General features: G+C 68.8%; 11 protein-coding genes and 1 tRNA gene. 8 read left to right on the top strand and 4 right to left on the bottom strand.

The genetic code is table 11. The features are described 5' to 3' along the window. Positions 1-27 precede the first annotated feature (27 nt). On the top strand, positions 28-909 hold the full coding sequence (gene nudC / locus ASC55_RS05000; RefSeq protein WP_055873259.1) for an NAD(+) diphosphatase: 882 nt from the start codon (positions 28-30) through the stop codon (positions 907-909). Beyond that, positions 906-2,627, top strand: coding sequence for an ATP-dependent helicase (locus tag ASC55_RS04995; protein ID WP_055873256.1), 1,722 nt, complete (start codon positions 906-908; stop codon positions 2,625-2,627). The genes nudC and ASC55_RS04995 overlap by 4 nt, the downstream gene beginning before the upstream one ends. Before the next feature lie 839 nt (positions 2,628-3,466). On the opposite strand, the gene ASC55_RS04990 is transcribed toward ASC55_RS04995, so the two are convergent. Beyond that, positions 3,467-4,876: a zinc-dependent metalloprotease gene (locus tag ASC55_RS04990; RefSeq protein WP_055864362.1), complete on the bottom strand. Its 1,410-nt coding sequence runs from the start codon at positions 4,874-4,876 to the stop codon at positions 3,467-3,469. Positions 4,877-4,994: 118 nt separating this feature from the next. Here ASC55_RS04990 and ASC55_RS04985 point away from each other — a divergent pair, with 118 nt between their 5' ends. Together ASC55_RS04985 and ASC55_RS04980 are read left to right on the top strand one after the other, a co-directional pair. Next, on the top strand, positions 4,995-6,086 hold the full coding sequence (locus tag ASC55_RS04985) for a YlbL family protein (protein ID WP_082524240.1): 1,092 nt from the start codon (positions 4,995-4,997) through the stop codon (positions 6,084-6,086). A 75-nt stretch (positions 6,087-6,161) separates the two neighbouring features. Further along, positions 6,162-9,074 carry a UPF0182 family membrane protein gene (locus ASC55_RS04980; protein WP_055873250.1) on the top strand — a complete coding sequence of 971 codons (2,913 nt, stop codon included), beginning with the start codon at positions 6,162-6,164 and terminating at the stop codon, positions 9,072-9,074. A gap of 1,223 nt (positions 9,075-10,297) precedes the next feature. Here the strand turns inward: ASC55_RS04980 and ASC55_RS04970 are convergent. Further along, a tRNA-Met gene (locus ASC55_RS04970) sits at positions 10,298-10,371 on the bottom strand. Positions 10,372-10,466: 95 nt separating this feature from the next. Here ASC55_RS04970 and ASC55_RS04965 point away from each other — a divergent pair. Further along, the gene (locus ASC55_RS04965) at positions 10,467-11,297 is read left to right on the top strand and encodes a carbon-nitrogen hydrolase family protein (RefSeq protein WP_055873248.1); all 831 of its coding nucleotides are present in this window, start codon (positions 10,467-10,469) and stop codon (positions 11,295-11,297) included. Between the two features lie 38 nt (positions 11,298-11,335). Here the strand turns inward: ASC55_RS04965 and ASC55_RS04960 are convergent, their stop codons facing one another. Then, positions 11,336-12,538 carry an aminotransferase class I/II-fold pyridoxal phosphate-dependent enzyme gene (locus tag ASC55_RS04960; RefSeq protein WP_055873244.1) on the bottom strand — a complete coding sequence of 401 codons (1,203 nt, stop codon included), beginning with the start codon at positions 12,536-12,538 and terminating at the stop codon, positions 11,336-11,338. 98 nt (positions 12,539-12,636) lie between these two features. On the opposite strand from ASC55_RS04960, the gene ASC55_RS04955 reads away from it, so the two are divergent. From ASC55_RS04955 to ASC55_RS04945, 3 genes are read left to right on the top strand one after another with little or no spacing between them, the layout of a single operon-like run. After that, positions 12,637-14,241, top strand: a complete 1,605-nt coding sequence (locus tag ASC55_RS04955) for a S1C family serine protease (protein WP_055875926.1) — start codon at positions 12,637-12,639, stop codon at positions 14,239-14,241. Positions 14,242-14,289: 48 nt separating this feature from the next. After that, the gene (locus ASC55_RS04950) at positions 14,290-15,543 is read left to right on the top strand and encodes a CDP-glycerol glycerophosphotransferase family protein (RefSeq protein ID WP_055873241.1); all 1,254 of its coding nucleotides are present in this window, start codon (positions 14,290-14,292) and stop codon (positions 15,541-15,543) included. Further along, positions 15,540-16,976 carry a CDP-glycerol glycerophosphotransferase family protein gene (locus ASC55_RS04945; protein ID WP_055873238.1) on the top strand — a complete coding sequence of 479 codons (1,437 nt, stop codon included), beginning with the start codon at positions 15,540-15,542 and terminating at the stop codon, positions 16,974-16,976. The genes ASC55_RS04950 and ASC55_RS04945 overlap by 4 nt, the downstream gene beginning before the upstream one ends. Positions 16,977-16,991: 15 nt before the next feature. Here the strand turns inward: ASC55_RS04945 and ASC55_RS04940 are convergent, their stop codons facing one another. Continuing rightward, complete coding sequence (locus ASC55_RS04940; RefSeq protein ID WP_268244457.1) at positions 16,992-18,065, bottom strand: glycosyltransferase family 2 protein; 1,074 nt, start codon at positions 18,063-18,065, stop codon at positions 16,992-16,994. Positions 18,066-18,158: the final 93 nt, after the last annotated feature.

The raw sequence follows: 18,158 nt of genomic DNA, 5'->3' as shown, positions 1-18,158 counted from the left end.
CCGCCACGCCCGTGAGAGAGGGAGTCGATGACCATTCCGCGCCCATCCCTCGATCGTGCAGCCGAACTCCGCGAGGAGCCGGACGTGCTCGATCGTCTGCGAAACGACCCGGCGACCCGTGTGATCGTCGTGCGCGAGGGCCGGGTCAGGGTCGTGGATTCCGCGCTGCTGCGCGTCACCCCTGACGAGGTCGTCGAGGCGAGCTGGGCTCTTCTCGGACGCGATGCCGACGGCACCGTGCTGCTCCTCGCCGCCGCACCGCCGGAGAGTGACGCGCTCGACACCGCCCCGGACGAGATCTGGCTCGGCCTGCGTGATCTCGGCGGTCGCCTCGACGGGCAGGAGTCCGAGCTCCTGATCGGCGCCATCGCCCTCGCCGGATGGCTTCGCGACGCGCCGTTCTGTCCAACCTGCGGTGGGGCGACCCAGCTGCAGCAGGGCGGATGGTCGCGGCGCTGCCTCGTGTGCGCACGCCAGCACTTCCCGCGCACGGATCCAGCCGTGATCGTCGCCGTCGAGAGCAGAGACGGCGAGCGGCTCCTGCTCGGCGCCAATGCCAACTGGGGCGGGCGCATGTTCTCCTGCTTCGCGGGTTTCACCGAGGCGGGGGAATCGCTCGAGTCGACCGCGTATCGCGAGATCGAGGAGGAATCGGGGGTGCGTCTTTCCGCCCTGCGGTACGTCTCCTCGCAGGCCTGGCCGTTCCCGCGATCGCTCATGGTCGGCTTCCGTGCCGTTGTCGACGACGAGTCCGCGGCGCGCGCCGACGGCGAGGAGATCATCGAGGTGCGCTGGTTCACGCGTGCCGAGATCGGTACCGCGCTCGCCGGAGACGGCCCGGTGGGGCTTCCGGGTCCGGCGTCGATCGCCCGTGCGCTGATCGTCGACTGGTACGAGGATCGCGCGTGAGCGCACTCGATGCCCTCGACGAGCGGCAGCGGGCAGCGGCATCCGTGTTGCGTGGTCCCGTCGTCGTGCTCGCCGGAGCCGGAACCGGAAAGACCCGGGTGATCACGCATCGCATCGCACACGGCGTCGACACCGGCGCATACTCGCCCTCGCGCGTCATGGCGGTCACCTTCACCGCGAAAGCGGCGGGAGAGCTCCGCGGTCGCCTGCGGGCGCTCGGTGTCGAAGGCGTCGCCGCCCGCACGTTCCATGCGACCGCGCTCGCGCAGCTGAACTTCTTCTGGCCCACGCTGGCAGGGTCGCCCGCGCCATCCATCATTGACAACAAGGTGCGGATGCTGGGGCAGGCGGCCGACGCGATCCGCCTCCGTCCCAGCACCGCGACGCTCCGTGACATCGCTTCCGAGATCGAGTGGCGCAAGGTGTCGATGCTGTCGATCGACCAGTACGCAGCGCTCGGCCGTCCGATCAGCGGGGTCGACGCGGGGCAGCTGATCGAGCTGATGCGCGGGTACGAGGCGTTGAAGGACGATCGTCGCCAGCTCGACTTCGAAGACGTGCTCCTCGCCTGTGCCGGCATGCTGGAGGCGGAGCCGCGCGTCGCCGCATCCGTCCACGAGCAGTACCGGCACTTCACGGTCGACGAGTTCCAAGACGTCTCCCCGTTGCAGAACCGCCTGCTGGAGCTGTGGCTCGGAGACCGGCACGACATCTGCGTGGTCGGCGACGCCAGCCAGACCATCTACTCGTTCGCCGGCGCGGAGCAGCGTTTCCTGCTCGAGTTCGAGCGCCGTCACCCGGACGCCACCGTCGTGCGTCTGGAGACGAACTACCGCTCGCAGCCGCCGATCCTCACCGCAGCCAACGCTCTGATGCACGGCCGGCCCGGAGCGCTGGAGCTCGTACCGGCACGGGAGCAGTTCACCGCGGATGCGCCGACCGTCACCGCATACGAGACGGAGGGGGAGGAAGCCGCGGGGATCGCCGCGTCGATCTCCGCGCGCATCGAGGCGGGGGCCTCGCCGTCGGAGATCGCCGTGCTCTATCGCGCTCACGCGCAGTCCGCTGTGCTGCAGCAGGCGCTCGCCGCCGAGGGCATCGCGACATCCGTTCTGGGCGGGACACGATTCTTCGCCATGCCGGAGGTCCGTCAGGCGATCCTCGCCCTGCGGGCCGCCGCTGTCGCCCCCAGCGAGCAGGGATTCCTGCCCGGGGTGCAGCGCGTGCTGCGCGAGCTCGGACTCACCGACGAGCCGCCGGCCGCAGGGGGAGCGCAGCGCAGCGGATGGGAGGCGCGTCGCGCCATCCTGAGGCTCGCTGAGGAGGCAGGAGCGGATGCGAACCTGCGCAGCTTCAGCGACGCGCTGATGGCGCGGGCCAAGGACCAGCACGAACCGACGATGCGCACCGTCACGCTCTCTACCCTGCACGCGGCCAAGGGCCTGGAGTGGCCGCACGTTTATTTGGCCGGATGGGCGGAGGGATCGCTGCCCATCTCGTATGCGACGACGTTCGAGGCGGTCGACGAAGAGCGACGGCTGGCCTACGTGGGGGTCACGCGCGCCGCGCGAACGCTGGCGCTGTCGTGGTCGAGATCAGCGGGGCGGGGTGAGCGCTCCCCGTCTCGGTTCCTCGCTGAGATGGGGACCACGGGGCGCGGCACCGGCATTCTTCGTGAAACGACACCGAACGCCACTCGAGCGAGCCGTCCGCGCTGACGCGCACCAGGCGCCCGTCGGCGGTCTCGTCGTCTGCGAGGAGCAGGGCAGTCAACCGCCCGGCCTCGGCGACCTGCGCCGCGCGGATCGGGCCGGGGTCGCGGCCGATCATCTGCGCGTGCAGCAGGGGCCAGGCCGGGTCGAGGTCTCGCGCGTGGGCGTCGCGACAGGCGAGGCAGGCCGACGCGCCGGGTACCACCAGCGGCCCGACGGTCACGCGGCCGGGTTCGAAAGATACTGGCAGGTGCGGGATGTCCTCGCGCAGGAACCGGGCGAACTGCAGCGCGGCGGCAGCGCCGTTGACGAGCACGACGCCCACGCCGGGCCGACGGCCGACCTCGACGAGGGTGATGCCTTCGTCGGCGAGCGCCTCGCGCATGCGGTACTCGCTGCGCCCGTCGGCGATCCCGATGCTCTCGACCCAGGCGGATCGTGGCGGGGCGGCGTCGTCGAGCAACAGCGGATCGAGGCGGGCGAGGAGCGTGCGCGCCGCCTCCCGCGGCGCGCCAGCCGCGTGTGCGATCACGTCGAACGCCCCGCGCCGGAAACCGGAGCGCAGTCTGCTGAGCAGCGGCTCGACCCATGCATCGTCAGCAGCGATGCGCAGTCCGGCTTCGTCGCCGAGCTGGAGCGTGTGCGCGTCGCGCCAGAGCAGAGGCGAGCTCGGGTGCAGACGCGTGAGGAGCGGAGGAGTCAGCGGCATCTCTCCGATTGTGGTGAGGATGCGGTCGGTGCGGGGCCGGAACCGGGCATCCGTGGACAACTTCTCCGTGCTCGTCGAACGGGGCAGGAGCGGTGCGGGCGTCCGCGGAATCCGCGGCCCGCCCGCACCTTCGCGCTCAGACCGGCCTGTCGCCCTCTGGGGCGGCGTCGCCGTCTTCGTCCGCATCGTTCGTCGAGTCCTCGGCGGGAGCGTCCTCCGAGAAGTCGTCACCGTCGAGCAGGCGGGCGAGGGCCTCGTCGAACTCGTCGGCGGCCGGCTGCTCGCCGCGCTCGGCAGCCTGCAGGCGAGCGACGAGCGCACTCGGGTCGTCGATGTCCTCGGCGGTCGGCATGAGGTCCGGGTAGTCCCACAGGGAGTCTCGCCCGCTGATGCCGACGGCATCCGTCACCGTCTGCCACATGGCCGAGGCCTCGCGCATGCGCCGTGGACGGAGCTTGAGGCCCACGAGGGCACCGAGAGCGTCCTCGGCGGGTCCGCCGACCGCGCGCCGGCGCCGGGCGGCTTCCGCGATGCGCGCGCCGTCGGGAAGACGAGAGGTCGCCTGGGCGGTCACGACGTCGACCCAGCCGTCGATCGTGGCGATGAGGTTCTCGAGGCGGGTGAGCGCCTCGCGCTGGGCGTCGCTCTGCACGGGCAGGAGCGCACCACCCTCGATCGCCGCGCGCAGTTCTTCGGGGTTCGAGGGATCGAGGCGGCTGGCGACGTCTTCGAGCGCGTCCACGTCGACCGTGACTCCGCGAGCGAAGTCGGTGATCTGCGCCATCACGTGCAGGTGCAGCCACTTCGCGTGCCGGTACAGACGCGCGTAGGCGAGCTCGCGGGTAGCGAGGTAGAGCGCGATCTGGTCTTCGGGGATCTCGAGGCCTTCGCCGAAGGCCGTGAGGTTCTGCGGGATGATCGCCGCGGTGCCTGCGGGCAGCACCGGGATGCCGACGTCACCGCCGGAGACGACTTCGAGAGAGAGGTTGCCGAGCACCTGTCCGAACTGCGCGGCGAACACCGAGCCGCCCAGGCCCCGCATCAGCCGGCCTGCGCCCTGGACCACGCCGCGCATCTCTTCGGGCACCTGCGTGTCCAACGCCGAGGTCAGCGCGTCAGCGATGCTCGTCGACACGGGATCGGCGATCTCCTTCCACACCGGAAGGGTCTTCTCCACCCACTCACCCCTGGTCATCGCGGTCGGGGTCTCGGAGAGCTCCGAGATGGTCGTCGCCTCGCCGAGCCACAGGTTCGCGAGCGCGAAGGAATCGGCGAGCGAGGTGCGCGATCCGTCGGTCACGCCCTGTCCGTCGCGGTTGGCGATGAAAAGAGCCTGACGCAGCGCGTTCTCCCAGGGGTCGCCGCCGAAGGCGCCCTGCAGCTGCGACATGATCGTCTGCATCATCGCGGGGTCGAGTGTGAAGCCGTCCATCCCTTCGAAGGCGCCCCGCAGCGCCTCGGGATCGATGTCGCCGCCGCTCTGGTTCGAGAGCATCTTCCGCAGGAACTCCTGGAAGTCCTCGGGTGTCGGGTCGTTGTCTGCCATGTCGCTCGCCCTCTCAGCACTTCTGTTGCCGTGGCATCTACGCTAGTCACAGGTTTCTGCGCGCGAACCCGATGCGGGCAGATCGGTGTACGCCGCTCGCGAACGACGGAGGAATGCAGTGGATCGAACGCGGTCTGGGAAGCTCGGACTCGGAGTCTGGGCGCTGATCGTCGCACTCCTCGCGCTGGTCGTGCTGACGTTCCTTCCGTCGCCCTACGTGATCCAGCGACCGGGGCCGGTGTACGACACCCTCGGCACCGCGAAGGGTGCTGACGGCGAGCAGGTGCCGCTGATCAGCGTCGAGGGCGCCGAGACGTTCGAGACCGCGGGGACTCTGGACCTCACGACGGTGCAGGTCGTGGGCAACCGCGAGCGCACACCCAGCTGGTTCGAGCTCGCCCTGGCGTGGATGGATTCGTCCAAGGCGGTCGTCCCCCTCGACTCGGTGTTCCCCCAGGGGGTGACGAGCGAGCAGCGCGACGAGCGCAACGCCACGCTGATGGTCGACTCCCAGCACGAGGCGACAGCGGCCGCGTTGAACGAGCTCGGATACGACACCGGCGCCGAGGTCGTCGTGGTCGAGGCCGTGGCGGATTCCCCGGCCGACGGCATCCTCGAAGCCGATGACGTCATCACCGCGATCGACGGAACTCCGGTCTCCTCGGCCACGCAGCTGCGGGAGGCGATCCAGGCCGCGGCGGGAGCGCCGGTGCAGCTCACCGTGCTGCGCGACGGCGCCGAGCAGACCGTGGAGGTCACCCCGGAGAAGCGCACCGAGGGCGACGCGACCGCATGGCTCATCGGCATCACGCTGCGCACCGACTACGACTTCGAGATCGACGTCACGATCCAGCTCGACAACGTCGGCGGACCCAGCGCCGGGATGATGTTCGCGCTCGGGATCATCGACACGCTGACCGAAGGGGAGCTCAACGGCGGGAAGGACATCGCCGGCACCGGAACCATCGACGCGGCGGGCACGGTCGGTCCGATCGGCGGCATCCGTCAGAAGCTCTACGGCGCGCGAGACGCAGGAGCCGACTACTTCCTGGCTCCCGCGGCGAACTGCGACGAGGTCGTCGGACACGTGCCGGACGGACTGCAGGTCATCCGCACGGCGACGCTCGAGGAGTCGCTCGCCGCCCTCGAGGTCATCGCGGACGACGGCGACGTCTCAGCGCTCCCGACCTGCGACCTCGCAGGCAGCTGAGCGCAGACGTCACCGTGACCGCGCTGTGATCGGGATGACAGCCTGCGCACAGTGAGCGATGCCTAGGATGGTGGGGTGACCTCCTCGCCTTCAGCTCCGAATCCGGCCACGCCTCGAACCTCACGACGCATTCTCGGCATCTCCCTGGTGATCATCGCCGCCTTGATCGCGGTGTTCTTCGTGTTCGCCTCCCTCTACACCGAATTCCTCTGGTTCGACCAGGTGGGCTTCACCGGCGTCCTCACGACGCAGTGGATCGCCACGGCGGTGATGTTCGTGGTGGGCTTCCTCGGGATGGCCGTTCCGCTGTTCGTCGTCATCCAGCTCGCCTACCGGCTGCGTCCGGTCTACGTGCGGCTCAGCTCGCAGCTGGACCGGTACCAGGAGGTCATCGAGCCGCTGCGTCGCCTGGCGATGTGGGGCATGCCCATCTTCTTCGGACTGTTCGCCGGCTTCGCGGCCGCGGGGCAGTGGAAGACGGTCTGGCTCTGGATCAACGGTGTGGCCACCTCGGACGTCGACCCGCAGTTCGGCATCGACACCGGCTTCTACATGTTCGCGATGCCGTTCTACACGATCCTGCTCGCGTTCGTCTCCGCCGTGCTCCTGCTCTCGCTCCTGGTCACCGCCCTCGTGTCGTACCTGTACGGCTCGGTGCGCATCGGTCAGGGTGAGCTGCGCATCTCGAAGCCCGCGCGCATCCAGCTCGCGGTCATCGCCGGTCTCTACCTGCTCGTGCAGGCGGCGAGCCTCTGGCTCGACCAGTACAAGACGCTCGTCGAGCCCGACGATCGCATCACGGGTGCGGCGTACACGGGCGTGAACGCGACGATCCCCGGTCTCGCCATCCTCGCGATCATCGCCGCTGTCGTGGCGATCCTCTTCTTCGTCACGGCCGTCATCGGCCGCTGGCGCTTCCCGCTGGCCGCGACCGCGCTGCTCATCGTGGCCTCGCTCGTCGTCGGCGTCGGATACCCGTGGGTGGTCACCACCTTCCAGGTGAAGCCGAACCAGAACGCCTACCAGGCCGAGTACTACCAGCGGAACATCGACGGCACGAAGGAGGCGTACGGGGTCGCAGACCTCGAGACCACGCCCTTCGCCGCCAAGACCGACGCCGAGGCGGGTCAGCTGCGCGCGGATGCGGAGACCACCGCCTCCACCCGCATCATGGACCCGAAGGTCATCCCGCCGACGGTGCGTCAGCTCGAGCAGTACCGCGGGTACTACCAGTTCCAGAAGACGATGGACGTCGACCGGTACGAGATCGACGGGAAGATGCAGGACACCGTGGTGTCGGTGCGCGACCTCGACATGTCAGGCCTGGGCGACGGTGACAACTGGAACAACCGCGTCGCGGTGTACACCCACGGCTACGGCCTCGTCGCCGCCGCGGGCAACCAGCGCACCACCGACGGCGAGCCGGTGTTCCTCGAGCGCGGTATCCCCACTTCGGGATTCCTGTCCGATCGGGAGAACTTCGAGCCGCGCGTCTACTTCGGTGAGAACTCGCCCGAGTACTCGATCGTCGGCGCTCCCGAGGGCTCGGAGCCCGCGGAGATCGACTACCCGCGCGGCAAGGACGGCTCGAGCGAGACGAAGACCACGTTCGACGGCGACGGCGGCCCGAAGGTCGGCGACACGTTCACCAAGCTGCTCTACGCACTGAAGTTCCAGTCGGAGCAGATCCTGTTCTCGAACCTCGTGAACGAGGACTCGCAGATCCTGTACGACCGCGACCCCAAGACGCGCGTGCAGAAGGTGGCACCGTATCTCGAGCTCGACAGCGACCCCTACCCGAGCGTGGTGGACGGACGCATCGTGTGGATCGTCGACGGCTACACGACGAGCCAGACCTACCCGTACTCGACGAGCGTGAGCCTGTCCGACGCCATCGCCGACTCCAACATCCCCTCGCCGACCCTCGCGATCGACGACATCAACTACATCCGCAACTCCGTCAAGGCGACGGTCGATGCCTATGACGGTTCGGTGAAGCTGTACGCGTGGGACGACGAGGACCCGGTGCTCAAGAGCTGGCAGAAGGTCTACCCGTCGACGGTGAAGCCGATCAGCGAGATGTCGGGGGAGCTCATGAGCCATGTGCGCTACCCGACCGACCTGTTCAAGGTGCAGCGCGACATCCTCGGCGTGTATCACGTCGACAAGGCCGGATCCTTCGCGCAGCAGGACAACCGCTGGCAGACGCCCAACGACCCCCGCAGCGAATCGATGCTGCAGCCGCCGTACTACCTGACCATGCAGATGCCGGGTCAGGACTCTCCCCGGTTCTCGATGTTCTCGACGTTCATCCCGAACTCGCAGGGAGCGGGCGGCAGCCGCGATGTGCTGATGGGCTACCTCGCGGTGGATTCGGATGCCGGCTCGGAGAAGGGCGTGAAGGCGGAGGGCTACGGCCAGCTGCGCATGCTCGAGATCGACACCGACACCACGGTCCCCGGTCCCGGTCAGGTGCAGAACACCTACAACTCGGACACTTCGGTCGTGCCTCAGCTCAACCTGCTCCAGCAGGGGGAGTCCGAGGTCATCTACGGCAACCTGCTGACGCTGCCCGTCGGTGGTGGTCTGCTCTACGTGCAGCCCGTCTACGTGCAGTCGTCTGAGGGAACGCAGCTGCCGCGTCTGCAGAAGGTGCTGGTCGCCTTCGGTGATCGCGTCGCCTTCGAGAACACCCTGACCGAGGCGCTCGACACCCTCTTCGGCGGTGACTCCGGTGCCACCGGCGGTGACGACACGGTCGAACCGGATCCGAACGCCGAGGTGCCCGACACCGGCGAGGTGCCGACGACCGAGCCCACGCAGCCGACGGGAGCCGAGGCCGAGGCCCTGGCTGCCGCTCAGACCGCGCTGCTCGACCGTGAGGCCGCGCTGAAGGCCGGAGACCTCGCGAAGTTCGCCGAGGCCGACGAGCGCCTTACCGCGGCGGTTCAGAAGCTGATCGAGCTGGACTCCGCAGCGGGCAACTGATCCGCAGCACCGTATGGAATGGGCGCCCCCGAGGGGGCGCCCATTCTCGTATCGGGGTGGCGCCCGGCATCGTCCGGGCAAAGCGAAAGGCCCTCTGGCTTGGATTTCTCCGAGTCAGATAGTTCGATATGCGATTACGTTCGGCTCGCGATTCCAAGTAAGAACTCGTTTCCGCTCGACCGGTGGCGATCAGCTGTCGGCCGCTCGTGCCGGTACGATCACGAAGGTGCCCGCAGGTTGCGCACGCCCCGCGGTGGGCCCATCTGGGGCCTGAAGGCCGAAGGAAGGACCTGAGCTTGTCTGAGAAGTCCACCTCGCTCCTCATGGATGCTGTCGCGACTTTGACTGACTGGCGTCTGGTTCGGACCTTCTCTTGTGAAGTCATCGTGCAAGATCCGGGCGAAGAGCCCCAGAGCCTCGAGCTTCACGCCGAACCGATGCACTCGTCGTATGTCCTCGTCGACCCTCGGACCGGTAGGCAACAGTCTTATGACGACACGACGCGCTCGTTTGGCACTGACGGGCAGATAGTGCAGCGCCAGGCCAGTGCATTGCTCACAGAGCCCCTTCCAGTGCGCCTAGCCTTCCCGATGTCCCTACCGATCTGGGGGCGCCGTCACGACCTCTACCGCATGGTTGACGCCGATCGCGTGGGCAGCCTACTCACGGTCAGTTTGACGGGCCGTGCAGACGCGAGCCTATCGGGCACGCTCACCATTGATCTCAATCGAGGCCTCGCTGTGCGCATCTATGCCCCGACACTTCAGGTGGAGTATCGGGGCATAGTGCCGGCGCGTAGCCGGTTCGGCGTCTCTTCTCTTTAGAGGCCCCCTTCTTCCCCGTTCGGGTAGAAGCAACGATTGGCGTTCGTGTCGCAGTGGAATCGCGGGGTGAAGAGAGTCGGATCTGCCACCTCAGCACTGAACTGATAGTTGAAGTCTGTTATCGACAGGTCATCGAGGCGAACCGCGTGAGAGCCCCAGGTTGTCGTTCCGGTGAGATATGCCGCGTCAACCGGCCGGTTCCCTGAGCGGATGTCGAAGACAGAGCTGCTCAGGTCGCTGGGGATACCGATTCCGTTTTGGAGGAGCCTGCTGATCTCGCCGAGGAGCACTTCGCAGCCGTTCGCCCCAATCGGCCAACTGTCGACTGAATCTGTCGAATAGGACTCGGCCCAAAAAGGACAAGGCCCCGAGATCGTGATGATCTCGGGGCCTTTCTTGTTGCGGGGACAGGATTTGAACCTGCGACCTCCGGGTTATGAGCCCGGCGAGCTACCGAACTGCTCCACCCCGCGGCACAAGAAGTAACTTATCACGGATTCCGAAGGCGGGCGAATCCTGGGGGCCTCCGGGCGACGTCCCGGGCGTGTCGATGCGAGAGGATGGAGACATGTCCGAGACCGCAGCCGTCCCCGTCGCCGTGTGCCAGTTCGCGCCGACCGCCTCCCGAGCCGAGAACCGGGAGCGGATCGCCGCGCTGACGGCCGACGCCGCCGGGCGGGGGGCGAAGCTGATCGTGTTCCCTGAGTACTCGAGTTACTTCGTCGACCCCATGGACGAGAGCCTGGCTGCCAATGCGGAGGACCTCGACGGGGAGTTCGTCGAGACCCTGAGGGCACTGGCCGCCGAGTACGCCGTCGTGATCGTCGCGGGTCTGGCCGAACGGGCGACCGACGGGCATCGAGTGCGCAACACCGTGGTGGCCGTGCGGGGTGACCGCGTCCTCGCCGTGTACCGCAAGCAGCACCTGTACGACGCGTTCGGCCAGACCGAGTCCGACTGGGTGGAGCCGGGTGAGGTGGGGGAGGCCGCGACTTTCGAGCTGGGGGGCCTGCGTTTCGGGCTCATGACCTGTTACGACCTCCGCTTCCCTGAAGTGGCCCGTTCCCTGGTCGATGCGCAGGCCGATGCCCTGGTCGTGCCGGCCGAGTGGGTCAGGGGGCCGCTCAAGGAACACCACTGGACGACGCTGCTCGCCGCTCGTGCGATCGAGAACACCGTCTACGTGGTCGCGGCAGACCATCCGACCCCGATCGGGGTGGGACACTCGCAGATCGTCGATCCCCAGGGCGTCGTACTCGCCGGAGTGGGAACCGCTCCCGGGATCGCCGTCGCGGTGGTCGAGAGGGAGACGATCGAGCGCGTGCGGATCACGAACCCGTCGCTGCGCGTGCGGCGGTACTCCGTCATTCCTCGCGAGGTCGTGGCCCCGGAAGCCTAGGCGCGGACCCGGCCCGGGTCAGGCCTGGCCAGGCGTGGTCACGCAGAGAAGCGGGCGAGGCGCGTCGCCGCCTCTTCGAGGACCTCGACGCGCTTGCAGGCGGCGAAGCGCACCAGGCCCGCGTATTCGCTCCTGTGCTCCTCGGAGACGAAGGCCGTGAGCGGGATCGCCACGACGCCCACGCGCTCCGGCAGGGCCCGGCAGAAGGCCGCGGCGTCCTCTCCGCCCAACGCCGTCGCATCCGCGACGGTGAAGTAGCCGCCCTGAGGGGCGTGCACGGTGAATCCGGCCGCCCTCAGCCCGTCGCCGAGGATCCCGTGCTTGTGGGCGAGCACGGCGGCCGCGTCCGTGAAGTACGCGTCGTCCATCCGCAGCCCCACGGCGACAGCCGGCTGAAATGGCGAGCCGTTGACGTAGGTGAGGTACTGCTTCACGGTGAGCACGGCCGTGATGAGCGCGGCCGGTCCATGCACCCACCCGATCTTCCACCCCGTCGTGGAGAAGGTCTTCCCGGCCGAGGAGATCGTCAGCGTGCGCGCGGATGCTCCGGGGAGCGTGGCGATCGGGGTGTGCGCGGCATGGAACGCCAGATGCTCGTACACCTCGTCGGTGACGATGATCGCATCGTGCTTCTCCGCCAGGCGCACCACCTCTTCGAGCACCTCACGCCCGAAGATCGCTCCCGTGGGATTGTGCGGGTCGTTGACCAGGATGATCCTGGTGCGATCGGTCACCGTCGCGGCGAGCCGCTCGAGGTCGGGCTGGAAGTCCGGAGCGCGCAGCGGAACCGTGCGCAGCCGCGCCCCCGCGAGCGCCACAGCAGCGGCATAGGAGTCGTAGTAGGGCTCGAACACGACCACCTCGTCTTCGGGGCCGTCGATCAGCGCCAGCAGGGTCGCGGTCAGAGCCTCCGTCGCTCCGGCCGTCACGATCACCTCGCTGGAAGGATCGACACGGAGCCCGTAGAAGCGCCGCTGATGCTCGCTGATGGCATCGAGGAGATCCGGTGTGCCGCGACCGGGCGGGTACTGATTGGCTCCGCTCGCGATGGCGGCTCGCGCCGCCTCCAGCACCTCTGCGGGACCGTCCTCGTCGGGGAAGCCCTGGCCGAGATTGACCGCCCCGGTTCGAGCCGCCGCTGCCGACATCTCTGCGAAGATGGTGGGCGCGACGGTTCCGTCGGCAGCGAGCAGACCTGCCCCCGCTGCGGTACGACGCCATGCGCCGGGAATGACACTCATGAAGAACAGGCTAAGGCCATAGCTGAAACTCATCTTCGGCATAAGGAACGCACAGATACAGGCGTCATTCTGAAATGGTCGTCGAAGGAGCACACACCATGAACGAAGACAACCCCCAGGACCAGTCGGCATCCGCGTCGAACGACGCCACGCCGTCCACCGAGGCCGCACAGATCGCCGCTCAGCCGGTGACGGATGCCGCCGCTGACACGACCGCGCCGGCCGCTGCCGCCCCGGCGCCCAACGCGCCGGCCGCTGCCGCCCCCATGCAGGGGCATCAGATGCCGTCGACGTTCACCTCGCAGGCCCCGGCCGCGCCCGTGATCGCTCCGGTCCCTCACGGCTACGCAGCACCTGCCGCCGGCGCGCCGGGCGCAGCCACCGCGCAGGGAGCCGCCTTCGGCATCCCCACCGCGGCGTCCTACACCCAGCCCACGCAGCCGCTCGACGGCGGCGCCGCGTACGGCACGCAGGGCGATGGCGCGAAGACCAAGGAGCAGAAGCCTCGTGGGGGCGCGAAGTTCGCCGCCTTCATCGTCGCGGCCGCTCTGGTCGGCGGCGTCGCCGGGTTCGGCGGCGGTGCGCTGCTGAACGGCCTCCAGGACCGCCCGTCCTCCGGCACGGCCTCCGGTCCGCAGACGGTGACGGTGAACAACCCGGGATCGGTCAACGAGACCACAGCGGTCGCGACGGCCGCACTCCCGTCCGTCGTCACCATCGAGGTGGCGGGCGCCGATCAGGGAGGCAGCGGATCCGGTGTCATCATCAGCGATGACGGTTACGTGCTCACCAACACGCACGTCGTGACCCTCGGCGGCGCGGTCGCCGATCCGACGATCCGCGTGACCACATCGGACGGGCGCATCTTCGAGGCGACCGTGGTCGGGACAGACCCGATCTACGACCTCGCCGTGATCAAGCTGAAGGACGCCAAGGGGCTGACCCCGATGGACTTCGCCGATTCCTCGAAGCTCAACGTCGGCGACACCGCTGTGGCGCTCGGCGCTCCTCTCGGGCTCGCGAACTCCGTCACCACCGGCATCGTGAGTGCGTTGAACCGCAGCATCCAGATCGCCTCGTCCGCCCTGCCCGACTCCTCCTCCGAGGACGCCCCGGACCAGCAGCAGACGCCGGATCAGGGTCAGGGTCAGGGGCCGTTCCAGTTCGACATCCCCGGAAGCGGCACGCCGCAGACCTCGGACTCCATCTCGATCGCCGTGATCCAGACGGACGCCGCGATCAACCACGGCAACTCCGGCGGCGCGCTCGTGAACAGCAAGGGCGAGCTGATCGGCATCAACGTGGCCATCGCGAGTTCGGGAAGCTCCGAAGAGTCGGGGTCGATCGGTATCGGGTTCGCCATCCCGTCGAACATCGCCAAGCGGGTGTCGGACGAGATCATCGCCGACGGTGCGGCGACGCACGGCCTGCTCGGCGCGTCCGTCCAGGATGCCTCGAGCGTGCAGGGCGCTACCGTCTCCGGGGCGTACATCGCCAAGGCGACCGACGGCGGCGCCGCCGCAGCTGCGGGTATCCAGGAGGGCGACATCGTCACCAGGTTCAACGGCGTCCCGATCACCAGCGCGAGCGATCTCACCGCGCAGGTGCGCGCGGCGGCGGCCGGCAGCGATGCCAAGGTCACCTACGTGCGCGGCGGCAAGGAGTACGACATCGAGGTGACGCTCGGCGAACTCGCCGGCTGACCCCACCACGCACAGGGAAGGACGCCACCGCCGCGATAGGCTCGCGGAGTGGCGTCCTTCTCTTTCGGCACCGGCAATGCGGCCAAGCTCCTCCGGATCCCGTTGTATGCCGTCGGACGCATCGGCACCCTCCTCCTTCCGCGCGGCCGGCGCTGGGTCTTCGGCTGCGGTGCCGGAGTGGGCGACGGCGCTCTCGCACTCCAGCGCTACGCGTCCGAGGCGGGCCACGACACCGTCTGGCTCACGGCGTCGGAGCGCGAGGATCGGGACGCTGCCGCCCTCGGTATCCGCACCGTGCGCAAGAGCGGACTGCGCGGATGGTGGACGACCGCTCGGGCGGGGGTGCTCGTGGTCACCCACGGACTCGGCGACGTGAACCGCTACGCGAACGGCGGCGCTTTCGTGGTCCAGCTCTGGCACGGGATCCCGCTGAAGCGGATCGGGCTGGATTCTCCGGCGACGACCCAGGTTCCGAATGTTCCCGCGGCGGCGCTGTTGCGTCGCGCGGTCGGTATCCTCTACCGCGCCGCAGCCCAGCGCATCCGCGTGCTCCCGGCCGCTTCGCACCGCGCACGGGGGCGCTTGGAGTCCGCGTTCGGCCTGGGTGATGACCGTGTGGTGGTCACAGGGGAACCTCGCGTCGACGTGCTCTCGGCAGGATCGGCGGAACACGTGAGGTCCGCGGCATCCGCTCTGCTTCGCAGCGTCGTGGGGGAAGTTCCCGATACCGCGCGCACCATCCTCTACGCGCCGACCTGGCGTGATGGGGCTCCCGACCCCGCCGTTCCCACCGCTGAGGAGTGGATCCGCATCGTCCGGGTCCTCGAAGAGCACGACGCCGTCCTGTTCGTGCGCTCTCATCCCCTGGGAGAGGGCGGATATGCGCCCCCGCTTCCGAGCCGCAGGGTGCACGCGCTCGGCGCTGCGATGCTTCCCGACGTGACGCCGGCGCTCGCCGCGTTCGACGTGCTCGTCACCGACTACTCCTCGCTCGCATACGACGTCGGTCTGCTGCGCACGCCCGTGCTGTTCCTGGCTCCGGATGCTGAGGAGTACGCCCGCACTCGTGGCTTCTACGGCCGGTACGACGACGTCGCAGGCCCCGACGCGGCCACCGACTGGGCGGAGCTCCTGGCACAGCTCGAAGCGCTCCTCGAAGACACAGCCGCCCACGACGCGGCGTCCGAGCGTTCCGCTACGCTCAGCGCGGAGATGCACGCATATCGGGACGGGCGCAACACCGAGCGCGTGTACCAGGTCATCCGCGCGCGGGGGATTCCCGCGCCGAAGGGAGCAGCATGACAACGGCCCGCATCGATGACGCGGCGGAGGCCCTGATCATCGAAGGGACCGGTCAGCGACCGGAAACGGCCGACCTGGTCGGACCGCGAGCGCACGTCGAGGCTCGTGTCACCGGGGGCGGCAAGACCTGGAAGGCGACGTTCCCGTTGCAGGCCTCCCGTTGGGGCGGCCCTTCGCTTCCCCTGCCGACGGGGACGTACGAGCTGCGGATCGCCGACGTCGATCTCGATGATGTGCGACTCGCTCCTGCCGTGCTCACCGGGGTTCGGATCGCGTTGAATGCCGGTGCCGTCCGCATCGCCGCGCCGGTGGATCCGGTGTACGAGACCGCTGAGGGGCGCTCGACCCTCGAGGAACGGTACGTCGCGCAGGCGGGCGGCACAGAGAACGCCGTGTTCTTCGAGAGCTTCTACGGACGAAGCGTCGGATGCAACCCGCGGGCCATCGATCGCGAGCTCGCGGCGCGCGCACCCGAGGTGCGACGCTACTGGAGCGTCGTCGACCTCTCGGTCGAGGTGCCGGAGGGGGCGATCGCCGTCGTCGAGGGCAGCCCCCAGTGGTGGCACGCCCGCGGAGCCGCACGGCTGCTGGTGGTCAACGACTGGCTGCGTCGACGGTTCGCCCGCAAGCCGGGGCAGAAGGTGCTCCAGACCTGGCACGGCACACCGCTCAAGCGGCTCGCCCTGCACCGTCCCGGCTTCGATCCGCGACGGATGGCCGCGGTCGTGAAGGAATCCCGGCGCTGGGACGTCCTGTTGGCCCAGAACACCTATTCCGAGCGCATCCTGCGCAAGGCGTACGCCTTCCTCGGGCGGCCGATCTGGGTGGAGGGATACCCCCGCAACGATGCGCTCACCAACGGCGACCCTGCCGAGGTCCGCGCGGCGTTGGGGATCGGGCCCGAGGAGCGCGTGCTCCTGTACGCACCGACCTGGCGCGATGACCGTGCCGAGATGGTCGACTTCGTCGATGCCGAGCTTCTGGCGCACCAGGCGAACGCCGTGGTCCTCGTGCGCGGTCACTCCCGCACTCTGGAACAGGGACGCGATCGCGCGGGTGCACGGGTCATCGATGTGACCGGGTACCCCGAGACGGCTCGGCTGCTTCTGGCGGCAGACGCCCTGATCACCGACTACTCCTCGGTGATGTTCGACTTCAGCGTCACTGGAAAGCCGATGTACTTCCTGGTGCCCGACATCGATCACTATCGCGGACAGCTGCGCGGGTTCTACTTCGACCTCGCGGAGCGCGCACCCGGTCCGCTCGTGCGCACTCAGGAGGAGCTCGCGGCCGCTCTGGACGACGCGGGCCACGTGGCCGCGTACGCGGATCGCTATGCGGCCTGGCGGAAGCAGTTCAACTCCCGCGACGATGGTCATGCCGCGCAGCGTGTGGTCGACCGCATCCTCGATCTGGGGTTCGTCACGCCCTGAGTCCGCGCGGCCGCGTCAGGGGAGAGGTGTGTTCCGGGTGCCGAGGCGCGAGGCGTCGACGGTGTCGCGGGCACCGCGCAGCACACCACCCAGGAAGCCGAGGCCCCAGGAGATGTGCATCGTCGGCAGCACCAGGAGCGTCCACGCCCGCTGGCGCACGCCCCCTCCGCCGGGCGCGAGCGCCACGCCGATCACGAGCAGCAGATACAGCGCGAGCGGCACGTAGACGAGGATCGATGCGATCAGAGACGCCACTCCGCTGAGCACGCCCGTCAGCTGCAGGACGCCGATGACGACGGCGAGGGCCACGACCACCACGAGCGCGGGCGGGGCGAAGTAGCGGATCCCGTTGCGGCGACCGAACCGACGCACGAGCTCACCGCGCCAGGCGCCCGTCGCGCGGAACTGCCGAGCCAGTCGCAGCCAGCTCTCCCGCGGCCAGTAGGTGACCGACAGATCGGGGTCGAACCACACCTTGTGGCCGGCCTGTCGGATCCGTAGGTTGAGCTCCCAGTCCTCGCCACGTCGGATCGACTCGTCGAACAGGCCGACCTCATCGAGGACGTCGCGCCGCATCACGCCGAGGTACGCCGACTCCGCCTCGCCCTCCTGCGAACTCCCGTGATAGGCGCCTCCGCCGAGCCCGACAGGGGAGTTGTACAGACGAGCGACCGCCTTCTGGAAGGGCGTGCGCCCCTCGGCGTGCATCACGCCGCCGACGTTCGCCGATCCGGTGCGCTCCAGAGTCTGCAACGCCAGGGCGGCGTAACCGGGGGAGAGCTCGGAGTGCGCGTCGACGCGCACGATCGTGCCGTAGCGGCTTGCCCGGATCGCGGCGTTCAGCCCCACCGGGATGTGCGCCGCAGGGTTGTCCACTAGCCGGATGCGGTCGTCCGTCGCCGCGAGTCGTCGGGCGAGCTCGGTCGTGCCATCCGTCGACGGGCCCAGCGCGAGCACGAGCTCGGTGGGGGCATCGACATCCTGAGCGAGCACCGAGGCGATCGCGTGTTCGAGGTACGCGCGTTCGTTGAGCACCGGCATCACGAAGGACACCCCGGGCAGGGGAGCGGAGAATTCGTCGGCGCGCACATGATGATCATGGCACGGTGTCCACGCACGTTCCCTGATCGAGGGCGCGGCAGGGCGTCCGCAGTCCGCGGGACGGGCTGCGGCGGGAGGATC

This window comes from Microbacterium sp. Root322 (assembly GCF_001425645.1).
In the GTDB taxonomy this organism is placed as follows: domain Bacteria; phylum Actinomycetota; class Actinomycetes; order Actinomycetales; family Microbacteriaceae; genus Microbacterium; species Microbacterium maritypicum.
This window is presented reverse-complemented; position numbering and strand designations above follow the sequence as displayed.

Coding starts and splice junctions, on each gene's coding strand:
- nudC (WP_055873259.1), top strand. CDS start 28: ATGACCATTCCGCGCCCATCCCTCGATCGTGCAGCCGAACTCCGCGAG.
- ASC55_RS04990 (WP_055864362.1), bottom strand. CDS start 4,876: ATGGCAGACAACGACCCGACACCCGAGGACTTCCAGGAGTTCCTGCGG.
- ASC55_RS04965 (WP_055873248.1), top strand. CDS start 10,467: ATGTCCGAGACCGCAGCCGTCCCCGTCGCCGTGTGCCAGTTCGCGCCG.
- ASC55_RS04960 (WP_055873244.1), bottom strand. CDS start 12,538: ATGAGTGTCATTCCCGGCGCATGGCGTCGTACCGCAGCGGGGGCAGGT.
- ASC55_RS04955 (WP_055875926.1), top strand. CDS start 12,637: ATGAACGAAGACAACCCCCAGGACCAGTCGGCATCCGCGTCGAACGAC.
- ASC55_RS04945 (WP_055873238.1), top strand. CDS start 15,540: ATGACAACGGCCCGCATCGATGACGCGGCGGAGGCCCTGATCATCGAA.